Here is a 12,198-nt window from a genome sequence, read left to right as displayed (position 1 = left end):
GGTTGAAGCAGACAGATTAACGTTTGCTGAACTGGTAGCTTCTACGTGCTTTTTTACGACCTGGTTTTTTACGTTCAACACCACGGGGATCACGGGTCAGAAAACCAGCAGCCTTCAGGGTTGGACGATATTCTGCATTCACTTCCAGCAGTGCACGGGCAATACCCAGCTTTGCAGCTTCCGCCTGACCTTTCACACCACCGCCGGTAGCGTTGATGATCACATCAAACTTGTCAAGGGCTTCAATCGCCTTCAACGGAGCTTCTACCTGGTTTTGCAGGTAAACCAGTGGAAAATATACTTTATAGTCTTTGTCGTTTACTGTGATTTTGCCTTCGCCTTTACTGAGGAATACACGGGTCACGGCTTCCTTACGACGGCCTAATCCATTTTTTTGCTTTTCCATCTATTTGGAATTTGAGATAATGATTGGTGATTAGAATTTCAGTTCTTTGGGTTGCTGAGCTGCATGCGGATGCGTGTCTCCGGCATAAACAAAAAGCTTCTTGTACATTTTGCGACCCAGGCGATTTTTCGGCAACATACCTTTTACAGCACGCTCGATGATCACTTCCGGACGACGCTTCAACAAGTCTTTCGCAACCTCTTCCTTACGTCCACCAGGATAGCCACTGAAGTTCTCATACACTTTCTGATCCAGCTTCTGTCCGGTAAACTGAATTTTATCAGCATTGATAACAATGATGAAATCTCCGCAATCTACATGGGGAGTGAAATACGCTTTGTTCTTACCACGAAGTACGGCCGCGATTTTGGCACACATGCGTCCTACGGTTTGATTGGTACCATCTACAACGTACCAGTTACGCTGTACGGTAGCCTCGTTCGCATGCTTGGTGGTGAAATGTAATTTGCTCATTTAAACTTAATTTAGTCCGTTACCGCCATCCCGGTAACGGGAATGATGAAATAATTCGGAGCGCAAAGGTAGGCCGATGCACTGCATTTCACCAATTATTTGGGATGAAATTTTTGTAGCACCTTTTGTAATCAATTGATAATCAATAAATATTTTTACAATAAATTTTCATAGATGGCAAATTTACAGCTCGGAAGGACCCAATTTGGGGATCCTGCCAACAGCGGGAGGGTTTTAACAGAAGCTGAAGCATTGCAATTATTGGAAGATTGGGTACCTAATGAGCGGCTCCGCCTGCATATGCGGCAGGTAGGTGCATTGCTGAAAACCTGGGCCCTGGAACGCGAAAACCTACCGGAATCAGAAGCTCATAAATGGTGGCTGGCCGGTGTACTACATGATGCCGACTGGGAGAAATACCCGGAAGAACATTGCCGGCGAATTATCCAAGAACTTGAAACGCGACAGATTGATCCAACTGTAATCCGCACAATCGCCTGCCACGGTCCCCGGCATTTTGGAGTGGAACCGGAAAGCACGATGGAAAAAATGATTTATGTATTTGACGAATTGTCGGGTTTTATACATGCCGCAGCACTGATTCGGCCTACCCGTTATGAAGGAATGGATGTGAAATCCGTATTGAAGAAATTAAAGACCCCCTCTTTCGCAGCCCAGGTAAACCGGGATGAAATCAATGATGCAATCGGGCGTACGAATCTTAGTTTGGAGGAAGTAATTGATTTTATTTTAAAGTATCAGATACCTGCCTAAACAGGTACCTGATACTTCGGACATTTATTGTTTGACTACTGAGAATTTGCTGGTAGCAAAGTTTACATTGATTTTGTACGTACCGTCAGTTGCGGGACCAGGGAAATTCTGGGGCAGGTTGTAACCGAAACTACCACCTTCAGCCAATCCTGTAAGGGTATTGTCCTGAACAGAATATTTTGTACTCCAATCACCATTCACTGGCAGGAAAAGATATTGTTTGCCACCCGTTAACTCTAGGGTTAATTCGAACTCCGAAGAATTAAGGCGGGTAAATTGCTGTGAAGGAGTAGGAACAGGATTATTCCATCCTCCTGGGGTAGCGTCACCTACCATGAAGAGCGCTGATGGCAGGTTATTTTCCGTATAGGGTGTTACTATAAACTTACCTGCCTGGAAATCCAGTACAATTTTGTACATACCATCAGCAGCAGGACCTGGAATGTTATCATTCAGACCAAAACCAAAATCCCCACCCTCTGCCAGGCCTGGGAGATTTTTATTTGCCACTGAATATTTCTGATCCCAAAGCCCATTCACCGGCAGCACGAGGTACTCATTACCCCCCTTCAAATTAAAGACACCTGCAAACGTAGTTTCATCCAGGCGTGTAAACTCCTGCTCCGGAGTCTGCACAGGGTTATTCCACCCACTACCGGTTGCACTACCTACCAGAAAAAGTTTACCTGAAGAGGGAAGCTCCACTCGCGGAGGAATTTTATATGGAGTCATTTTAATGGGCAGCACATTTGAAATAAGCCGCTCATTGTTATTGGAATAAGATGAGATCACCCGCACTTCCATATCATAGGCAGTACCAAATTCCAGGCCCTTATCGATCAGGATATTGTTCAACTCCTTGTTCAGGTAAGTTGTACTCAATGAACCTGTAATTACACGTTGAGCAGCTTGAGCAAAGTTATTTCCAGCCCGGTCGATCTCTACTATGTATTTATAAGTTGCGGAGTCAGCCGCATAAGCCGGGTTAGTCCAGTTGAGTATCAGTCCCGCTGCCAATGAATCAGCAGGAATCGGCGCAATCGTACTCGCAGATGCAGTAACTGCCGGAGCTGTGCCATTTTCGTAAAACGGAAGGTCTTCCGCTTTTTCACAAGCTGTCAGCACTATCGCTGCCAGCAGGGAATTAAATAAAATTTTAAATAGATGCTTCATCGCAAAATACTTTTAGTTCTGGTTAATTACTGTTTTACTACGGTGAATTTGCCACGCTGAAAATCAACCGTGATTTTGTAAGTACCCGCAGCAGCTGGCCCAGGAATATCCTTGCTTCCTTCACGGAAGAAATCGCCGCCCTCTGCGATACCAGGAATGGTATCATCATTCACATTGTATTTTGCCCACTGTCCATTTGTTGGAATCAACAGATAGGCTCCACCACCAACCATATCAAGCGTAATCTCATACAGCGTTTCACTAACCCTGGTGAACTGCTGACTGGGTACAGGCACCGGGTTGTTCCATCCGCCAGGTGTTGCACTTCCCACAATATAAAGGGCTCCTGTAGTTGGTGGAGCTATTTTGGGGGGCAGCGCATAGGGAGTTGCCTTTATGGAAATTGAATTGGAAAATACAGCGGTAGCCGTATTTCCGATAGATGCACGAACCCTTACTTCAAGATTGTGTTCTTTACCGGCCGCCAGCAGCATGGTATTCTGTAGAACATCATTGAACTGGGAAACAGTGAAACTGCGGCTCAACTCACGGTTAACACTAACCGAAGCTTTGGTAGGCCGGCTGAAGTTAGCACCTGCGGTATCCATTTCAAGGATGTAGTTGACATCCTGTGAACTTATTCCGGTATTGAATTTAAAATCAGGATTAGTCCAGTTAAAGCGAATAGCTTCTTTATCACTGTCTTCAAATCGTAAACCAGGTGAAGCATTGTTTACAGTTAAAGCAGGGGGAGTACCGCCTTCGAAATAAACGCGATTCTCTTCTTTTTCGCAGGACCAAAGGCTGGTCAGCAAAACACCCAGAAGTAAAAAAATTGACAAGCGTTTCATATCTCAGATAATTTTTTTGAATTAATAACCAGTATTCTGACTAAGGTTCGGATTTGCCGTACGATTGGTTGCCGGAATCGGGAAAAGATTGAATTTATCATCCACTGCAGTTCCGGATGCAACACCACCTTTCCAGGGCCAGAGATAAGTTCCTGTAGTCAGTTGATTGTAGCGAACCAGGTCAGTACGACGATGCCCCTCCCAGAATAATTCACGCGCTCTTTCATCGAGAATAAATTGAAGGTTCAGATCTGAACTCAGGATTCTTCCCACATCATTCGGACCATAGCTCTGTCCATAGGCACGGAAACGGATACGGTTTAACTGTGCCAGCGCTGTTGCAAGGTCGCCACCGCCGCCGCGTAAATGTGCTTCAGCATAAATCAGGATCATTTCAGATAAACGGAAAACAGGGAAATCTACATCTGAAAACTCACGGTTAACATCACTTACCTGTCCGCCATCGGAACGAATATTCACGTACTTGCGAACCCATACTCCCTGGCTGAAATCGCTCAGTGCATTGATGGTAGCATTGCTCAGGTTAGAGAACATGGCACGCTGGTCGGTATTACCTGATAAATCGGCAAATTTGTTAGTCAACGCAGAAGTCGCACGATATCCATACCAGCCACCATTGGTTCCATAGTCGGCAAAATTATCGCCTGCTGCAGCATGAATAAAGAAGGTGGTATTACCGTAACTCTGTGTTCTCAGTCCATCGCAATTGATTACATACATAAATTCATTGGCAGCCTTGTCGTTATCTGCCATGAAAACCTCCCGATAATCCGGATGTAATTCATACCCTGCATCGATCACTTTCTTTGCATAGGTAAGCGCATCTGAATAACGGCCAGTTCCTGTGTATACTTCTGCATTCAGGTACAAACGAGCCAGCAATGCCCAGGCTGCACCCTGGTCTACCCGCCCATATTCAATGGATCTTGCCGGCTGAAGTTCTGTTTCAATTGCTTTCAGTTCGGTTTCGATGTAGGCAAATAATTCCTCCCGGGATATCTCTCTTGGAAGCGCCGTACCAATCTGATCTGCCTCAGTTACGAAGGTTGATTTTCCAAACAGATCCAGCATTACCCAGTAATTGAAGGCACGCAGGAATCGAACCTCTGAACGTGTATTTGCAATTTCTGTAGCCGCGGCACCTGTAATGCCACGAGATGCAATTTTTTCGTCTGTGGCTTCACGTAAGTATTCATTGGAGATGGTGATATTATATACAGGGCGTGCATACATACCCAGTAAAAACGGATCACCGGCTGTCCAGCGAAGCGCATGAAAATCCTGAATCGTCTGGTCGTTCCAGGCAACCACCGCTTCATCTGTAGGCAGTTCCTGGCAGTTAAAAAATCCACGGATAAAGGACGCCTGTGAACCTTCATCAAGGCCCTGGATATCGGAGGCACCAGCCGGACCAGCATTACCTGTGGTTGACATGCCACCGTAAATTTTTGCCAGTACCGCTTTATAGCCTTCCGGAGTTGCGTAGGTTGTTTGAGGAGTTAAATCATTTGTTGGAAAGAGGTCGAGTTTTTTGGCACAGGAGCCCAACAATGTTGCTCCCAACGCCACTATCGTAAATTTTGATAAGATCATCTTTTTCATACTGCAAACAATTGTTGATTAAAAATCAAGGTTCATACCCAGTGAATAAATTCGGGGACGGGGATAGATGGTATTGTCCACACCATCATTTGCCAATTCCGGATCAAGACCTGAATACTTGGTTATAACAAACACATTCTGAATACTTACACCCAGGCGCATATTCGCCTTACCCTGCAATACCTTACCAACCGTATAGCCGAGGTTGATATTATCCAGACGGAAGAAAGATGCATTCTCGATGTAGTGATCTGATAAATACTGGTTATTAAAGAAACCGGTATTGAAATAGCTACGGGTAGTATTCTGAACAAAATTGATCGGATTCTGAACATTACGGAATGCAGCTCTTTCAGAATTTACGTTATTGTAAATGTAGTTACCAGTTGTTCCATGTCCTGCTAATCCAAACATGAAACGCTTGTAGTTAATCTGTGTATTAATACCAAACAGGAAGTTTGGTGCGCCCTGCTGAGTCAGGTAGCGATCCGATTGGTTAATAACACCATCGCGGTTCAGATCTTCGTACAAACCTTCAATGGGTTTATTGGTTTCCGGATCATACACCTGCTTGTAGACGAAATATGTATAGGGTCTGTATCCTACTACATGTTTCGCGATGGTATTTCCGGTACCACCCTGAATACCCAACACATCAATTCCGGTAAACGCAGGATCTTCCTGTTTCAACAGATTCGTGATTTTGATGTCCTGGTAAGTTACATTGAAGCCAAAATCCCAGGTCAGATTGTTTGTCCGAACCGGCACCGTATTCAATACAAATTCAACACCCTTATTATCAATGTTACCTACGTTGGTGGTAATCAGGTTTACAAAATTGGAACCGGGAGCAACCGGAACAGTACTCAGTAGGTCCCTGGTTTTTTTCTGGTATACATCCACACTACCGGAGATACGATTGTTCAGGAAACCGAAATCCAAACCAAGGTTATAGGTTTCAGTTGTTTCCCATTTGATATTCGGATCATATCCGGCAGGACGCAGGAAAGAAAAGAAACTGTTTCCAAACTGGTATTGTGCAGTCTGGTTACTGGCCGTATAACGGGGCAGGTAGGAATAGAAATCACCAATATCCTGCTGACCGGTAACACCCCAGCTCATACGAAGTTTCAAGTCGTTCAGGGTATTACTGTTGCGGAAAAACTCTTCGTTGATTTTCCAGGCCACAGCTACCGCGGGGAAATAACCTACGCGGGTATCAGGAGAGAACTTGGAGCTCGCATCCCGACGGATGGAAGCAGTCAGTAAATATTTATTGGCCAGGGTGTAGTTCAAACGTCCCAGATAAGACTCCAGCCTGTAACGCGGCTCATCAAAAGGAAAGTTAGGAGTTGTTCCAGGAATCTGTCTGCCATCCTGTCCAAAGGCAGCAAAATTGTAATTCTTAATCAGGAAATCCTGGTAACTATGTCCTACCAATACATCCAGTTTACTATTGATGGAAGGAAGGTCTTTTGTGTAAAAAAGTGAAACATCTGCCAGTTGGTTACGTTTCATCTGGCGATATTGAGAAACACGTCCATTGGTGCGGAAATTAGTGGCAGAACGGCGGTCAAAAATATCACGTCCTTCTCCTTCATTGTATTCAACACCCAGGTTAACCAACACATGCAGATCAGGGAAGAAATGCAGTTTATAATCTGCCTGTACGTTACCGATAAAACGGAAAACATTGGAACGGTTGTCACGAAGGTTTAATAAACCAACCGGGTTACGGGTTGCCAGGTTAATGGGCAGTCCATCACTTTGAAGCCACTCATAATAGCCACCCCATTCCTGTTTACCACTGAATACGGGTTGAGTCGGGTCAAAAGTAACAGCTGCACCGATGGCACCTTCGTCTGCAAAACGATTCGCGGTAGTAGCTGTTTTAACCGCAACGTTTAGTGTTAAATGGTCATCAAAAAATTTAGGATTCAGATTCAGTGAAGTAGAGAAACGATCAAATTCGTTGGTTTTGAGCGTTCCTTCCTGGTTCAGGTATCCTACAGACAACCGGTATGGTAATTTTTTTCCAAGCGAACCGCTTACATTAAAGTTGTTATCGAATCCAACGGCATCCTGGAAAATCTGATCCTGCCAGTCGGTATTGGCTGATCCAAGCAAACGCAAAAAGGATTCATTTCCTTCTTCACGAATGAGGCTTCTTATTTCACCGGCAGACAGCACATCAACTTTATCAGTCAACTGTCCCAACGAAAGCGTAGAATTAAAATTGAATTTTGGTTTACCGCTTGTGCCTTTCTTCGTGGTAACAATCAATACCCCGTTTGACGCACGTGAACCATACAGCGCCGTAGCCGCTGCATCTTTCAACACGTTCATCGATTCAATATCATTGGGGTTGATCGTATTCAGGATGTTGGCAGAACCTGCCACACCACCACCATCAACAGGAACTCCATCGATTACAATCAGGGGATCATTACTGGAGTTAAGGGAGGCACCTCCACGAATCCGGATCCGGCTTCCACCACCAGCAGCACCACCTCCGGTTGTGATTTGCAAACCGGCAACTTTACCGGTGAGCAATTGCTCCGGAGAGTTAATTACACCCTTTTGAAATTCCTTCGCAGTAACCGAGGTAACAGCACCCGTGAGATCGGATTTTTTCCGGGTTCCGTAAGCTACTACCACCACTTCCCCAAGGGCAGCGTTATCAGGCCCAAGCGCAATTGCGAAACTTGCTGCGGAAGTGGAAATTTCCTGGCTGGCAAAGCCTACCGAAGAAATAACCAGCGTTTTGGCGGATGCCGGAACAGTAATGGTAAAGGATCCATCAGCACCCGTTTGTACACCGGAACTGGTTCCTTTCACCAGCACCGTGGCACCAACAATGGGTGAGCCATCCTTACTGTCTGTTACCTTACCGGAAATAGTTTTTGTTTGTGCATAAACGCCCTGCTGCAGAAGTGTTAGGAACAACAACGGCAAGGCAATCGTAAGCAGACGTTTCAATGACATAATCGTACGTGTTGCGTTTTTTATAATGAAGAAATCGTTAATCTTACTTTGTGTACTTTTTACATATTAAAATGTGTACAAAGTACACAAACATATAATTATTTTTTCTTGTTGTTAACTTTTGTGTAAGATTTTTTTTTGGCCAGAATGGCCTGTGGACAGGAGCTTTCAACAAGCGCCATTAAGACTGTGAGAATCAGCTTATCAGGTTAAACAGAAATTTTTTTACAGCCGATCAGGAAACTTTTTTAGTCTTTTTGGCAAACTTGGCTGCATTAAACTTGTAGAGTTTACCCGGGCGGTGCGGTACATCTTCCTCCAGTTCATTGAGATCAATGAGCCAGTCCATCATGAAAAATTTCTTTCGGAAATTACGGCGATCCAGTTCGCAATTGAGTACCGCTTCATACACACTCTGAAGCTCCCTCAGGGAGAATTTCTTTGGAAGCAGATTGAACACTACCGGGTGATCCTGGATTTTTTCCCGCAGGCGCTCCAAACAGGTATCCAGGATATTCTTATGATCGAAGGCCATCTCGGCAATTTCCTTTACCGGATGCCAGTGCAGTTCGTTATCGGAAAGTTTCAACTGGTGATCCTTGATGTTCACAAGCGAAAAATAAGCGGTGGTAATTACCCTTCCGGCAGGGTGCCGGTTCACCTTTCCAAAAGTTTGAACCTGCTCCAGGTATACATCATCCAAACCGGTTCTATCCTTCAAAATTCTATAGGACGCGGAGTCCAGGTCTTCATCCGGTCTTACCAGGTCTCCAAGCAAGGACCACATGCCTTTGTATTCCTTGATATTACATTTAATCACCAGTACTTTTAATTCATCGTCCTCGAAGCCAAAAATTACGCAATCCACAGAAAGGGCTATCCGGAAATAATCTTTGTCGCTCAATTCACCAAAGTGACTGAATCTCGAAATCTGTTTCATGTTGTTGTTGTTACTGCACCAGCAGTTTTATAATTTTTCGCTTGTCGTTTACCGTTAGCTGTAACAGGTACACGCCTTTTCTCAAACTTCCCATCCATGCCGGATCCAGTCTGGCCTGGTGGGAACCCATCGCTCTGTTGCCAACCGGCAGTGTTCCAATCGTTCTTCCATTCAAATCCATCAGGGTAAACTCAACCCTTCCTGCTTCCGGCAATTCATAACGGATAATGGAGCTCGACTGAACCGGGTTCGGACTCATCCGCAAGCGGAATATATCCGTTGTTTCAATATCCCGAACGGGTGTGGGCGTGGTTCCATTGAGATTCCTGTTAAGGTACACTTTGTAGCCACCCGCCGGCAAATTTATGCTTTGTGAACCACCGGTAGCCGCAAAAGGTTCACCTGTGAATAATTCATACCAAATCCCCGCCTGCGGGAAGGAAATCTGCACCGGAGCCTGGCTGGTTCCGAAATTTCCCACTACCACAATTTTGGAACTATCGCTGGTTACACGAAGCCATTTGGTGGCATTTGCCAGGTCTTGCTGCACATCTCCGGCAATAAACAGCTTTTCAAAATACGGATTGTTCCGCAGGTCCAGCATGGCTTTGTACACATTTCGCAACTGAACCCGGTTTGCATTCTGGTAATAATTCCAGCGAATTGGTTTGGGATCTGTACGGCAATTGTTGTTTACGGTTCCATCCGGACAATAATTAATCGACAAATCATATCCCAGTTCCCCAAACTGCCAGATCAGTTTTGGTCCGGGCATAGCCAATAAGAAACTTGCCGCCAGTTCATTTCGTTTGAGGGCGATGGCTTCGTCACGGATATTGTAACCGCTTACGCTAACACCCTCCGTTTTACATTTTACCATGGAGCGTTCTTCATCGTGGCTTTCCATATAACTGATCAGGTGGGGTTTCTGCCAGTTACGAACCGTATGCAAAGCGCCACTGAAATTGGAATTAGGTATCTGACCTTTCGCGGCTTCTGTGAAGTTGTAATTCATATTTCCCCATAGCATCATACCATAATTTGACAATTCATTTTCCTCGTTATTGACACCCAGGTGTTCAAGAATAACATAGGATCCGGGAGCTTTTTGTTGCAGCGTATCGTAATAGGCTTTCCAGATGGCAACGCGACTGGCATCGTAGGCGCTCCATCCGTTTACATCACAGTTGCCGCCATTATCGTCACAGGTTTTGGTTTGCGTAAACCCCTTCGATAGGTCAAATCGGAATCCGTCCAGTTTGTACTCCTGCAACCAGAATGCACAAACATTGCTGAAGAAACGTTTGGTGGCAGAGGCTTCATGGTTCATATCATATCCAACATTGAATGCATGTTTAGCAACGGGATTGAACCAGGGATTATTGGCAGCCGGACGGTTATTCGCTCCATCAAAATACAGTTGTACCATGGGCGACTGACCAAAAGAGTGATTTAAAACCATGTCCATGATTACGGCTATCCCGTTTTTATGACAGGCATCTATAAACGCTTTCAGTGTGTTTTTAGGACCATAATATTTATCCGGTGCGAAATAATAAGATGGATTATAGCCCCAGCTGATATTCCCTTCAAATTCATTGAACGGCATCAGGTGAATGGCATTTACGCCCAACGATTTGAAATAGTTAATCGAATCTTTCAGGGTGTTCCAGTCGTGTTTTTCCACAAAATCACGCAGCAACACTTCATAGATCACGAGTTTCTCTTTGGCTGGCCGTTGGAAATTGGTCACTTCCCAGTTATAAGCGGGCGCATTGGATTGCAAAACACTCACAATACCGGTAGTTTTACCCGTTGGATAGGCTTTGAGGCCAGGATAGGTACTGGCAGCAATAAAGGAGTCATTCCAGGGATCCAATATTTTTTCACAATATGGATCACCAATTTTAAGCGTACCATCTACCAGGTATTGATAGCCGTATTCCGTGCCGGGGGTGAGCCCGGTAATCCGTAACCAGAAATAATTTCCATCCGGTGTTTTATTCATCTGGTAAGGAAGGGATTCCTGCCAGTTGTTAAAGTCACCAATCAGATTCACCCGGTTTTTTCCAGGCGCGAATAAAACCAGTGTAGCAGCAGTTCCTCCGGCTTCATAGTTGATGCCCTCTTTTACACCTGCAGGAAGTGGCGCCTCCGTTGTGGGAGGGGCAACATAGACCCGAAAGGTATCGCCTGCAACTGTAGCATTATCGGGATTACTTACAATAAATACATGCTCACCGGCAGCAGGAATCGTTGCCGTGTGCCGGATAATGGTATCGTTATTAACGGTTGCAAGTGTATTGCCGTTTCGCTGCAAAACAAGTTTCTGGTATTGGTTACTGCGCGCTTCAATTTCAATCGTTGAACCAATGCTCAGATTCAGCGGTGCGAGGAAAGGTTTGTACCTGGCCTCAAATTCAGGTTTGGTATACCGGATGGCTGCTTTACCGGTCGGGTATACATCCCAGTATATATTTCCCTGGTCAACAGCCAGATCAGATGCTTTTCCCTCCAGGGCGTTTCCGGTTGGATTATACGACCGGAAAACCATCGCAATCTTCAGAATGGTTTCGCCTGCTGGAACGTTGTAATAAGTCCGGATATTCGGAATGGTGAATTGATACGTAGATCCCGAACCTTTTATCATGCGGGCAGCAGCATCATTGGTATTCCAGGTGGTGGTTACATATTTCCAGTCGGTATTACTGGTGCTTTTATCCGTGATAACTCCGGTATGAATATAAACATCGCCGGTATGGTTCAGTAACCCCCTGTTGCCTTTAGAGGCATCATAGGTAATGATTACCCCTTTGTCGTCAGTTGGAAAAAAAGGATTCACCGAAATCTGGCCCTGAACACGGCAAACCAGGAACAGCAATAAAAAGAGATAAGCAGTCTTTCTCATGGCAAAGCAATAATGTGTTAAAAATACACATTAAAACTTTCTAACCAAATTTTGTTGAAACTTT

The 12,198-nt window shown here is 44.9% G+C and carries 9 protein-coding genes; 1 reads left to right on the top strand and 8 read right to left on the bottom strand.

Going from position 1 to position 12,198, the window contains the following annotated elements; all coding sequences use genetic code 11:
• Positions 1-16 precede the first annotated feature (16 nt).
• A complete protein-coding gene (gene rpsI / locus L0U88_RS14260) occupies positions 17-406 on the bottom strand; it encodes a 30S ribosomal protein S9 (RefSeq protein WP_234866747.1) in 390 nt (129 codons plus the stop codon).
• Between the two features lie 30 nt (positions 407-436).
• Positions 437-880, bottom strand: a complete 444-nt coding sequence (gene rplM / locus L0U88_RS14255; RefSeq protein WP_234866746.1) for a 50S ribosomal protein L13 — start codon at positions 878-880, stop codon at positions 437-439.
• 174 nt (positions 881-1,054) lie between these two features.
• Here rplM and L0U88_RS14250 point away from each other — a divergent pair, with 174 nt between their 5' ends.
• Positions 1,055-1,654 (top strand): hydrolase, encoded by a 600-nt coding sequence (locus tag L0U88_RS14250; RefSeq protein WP_234866745.1) that lies wholly within the window; start codon positions 1,055-1,057, stop codon positions 1,652-1,654.
• 24 nt (positions 1,655-1,678) lie between these two features.
• Here the strand turns inward: L0U88_RS14250 and L0U88_RS14245 are convergent, their stop codons facing one another.
• The 6 genes from L0U88_RS14245 to L0U88_RS14220 all read right to left on the bottom strand — a co-directional run bounded on the left by L0U88_RS14245 (position 1,679) and on the right by L0U88_RS14220 (position 12,134).
• Positions 1,679-2,827, bottom strand: coding sequence for a SusE domain-containing protein (locus L0U88_RS14245; protein WP_234866744.1), 1,149 nt, complete (start codon positions 2,825-2,827; stop codon positions 1,679-1,681).
• 26 nt (positions 2,828-2,853) lie between these two features.
• Positions 2,854-3,678, bottom strand: coding sequence for a SusE domain-containing protein (locus L0U88_RS14240; protein ID WP_234866743.1), 825 nt, complete (start codon positions 3,676-3,678; stop codon positions 2,854-2,856).
• Positions 3,679-3,699: 21 nt separating this feature from the next.
• Entirely contained in the window at positions 3,700-5,301 is a 1,602-nt protein-coding gene (locus L0U88_RS14235; protein ID WP_234866742.1) for a RagB/SusD family nutrient uptake outer membrane protein, read from the bottom strand.
• Between the two features lie 18 nt (positions 5,302-5,319).
• The gene (locus L0U88_RS14230) at positions 5,320-8,286 is read right to left on the bottom strand and encodes a SusC/RagA family TonB-linked outer membrane protein (protein ID WP_234866741.1); all 2,967 of its coding nucleotides are present in this window, start codon (positions 8,284-8,286) and stop codon (positions 5,320-5,322) included.
• Between the two features lie 235 nt (positions 8,287-8,521).
• Positions 8,522-9,226, bottom strand: coding sequence for an NUDIX hydrolase (locus L0U88_RS14225; RefSeq protein ID WP_234866740.1), 705 nt, complete (start codon positions 9,224-9,226; stop codon positions 8,522-8,524).
• A gap of 10 nt (positions 9,227-9,236) precedes the next feature.
• A complete protein-coding gene (locus tag L0U88_RS14220) occupies positions 9,237-12,134 on the bottom strand; it encodes an alpha-amylase family glycosyl hydrolase (protein WP_234866739.1) in 2,898 nt (965 codons plus the stop codon).
• Positions 12,135-12,198 lie beyond the last annotated feature (64 nt).

Source organism: Flavihumibacter fluminis (genome assembly GCF_021491375.1).
GTDB lineage: Bacteria > Bacteroidota > Bacteroidia > Chitinophagales > Chitinophagaceae > Flavihumibacter > Flavihumibacter fluminis.
The sequence above is the reverse complement of the archived record's forward strand: the minus strand, read 5'-3'. Positions and strand labels throughout refer to the sequence as shown.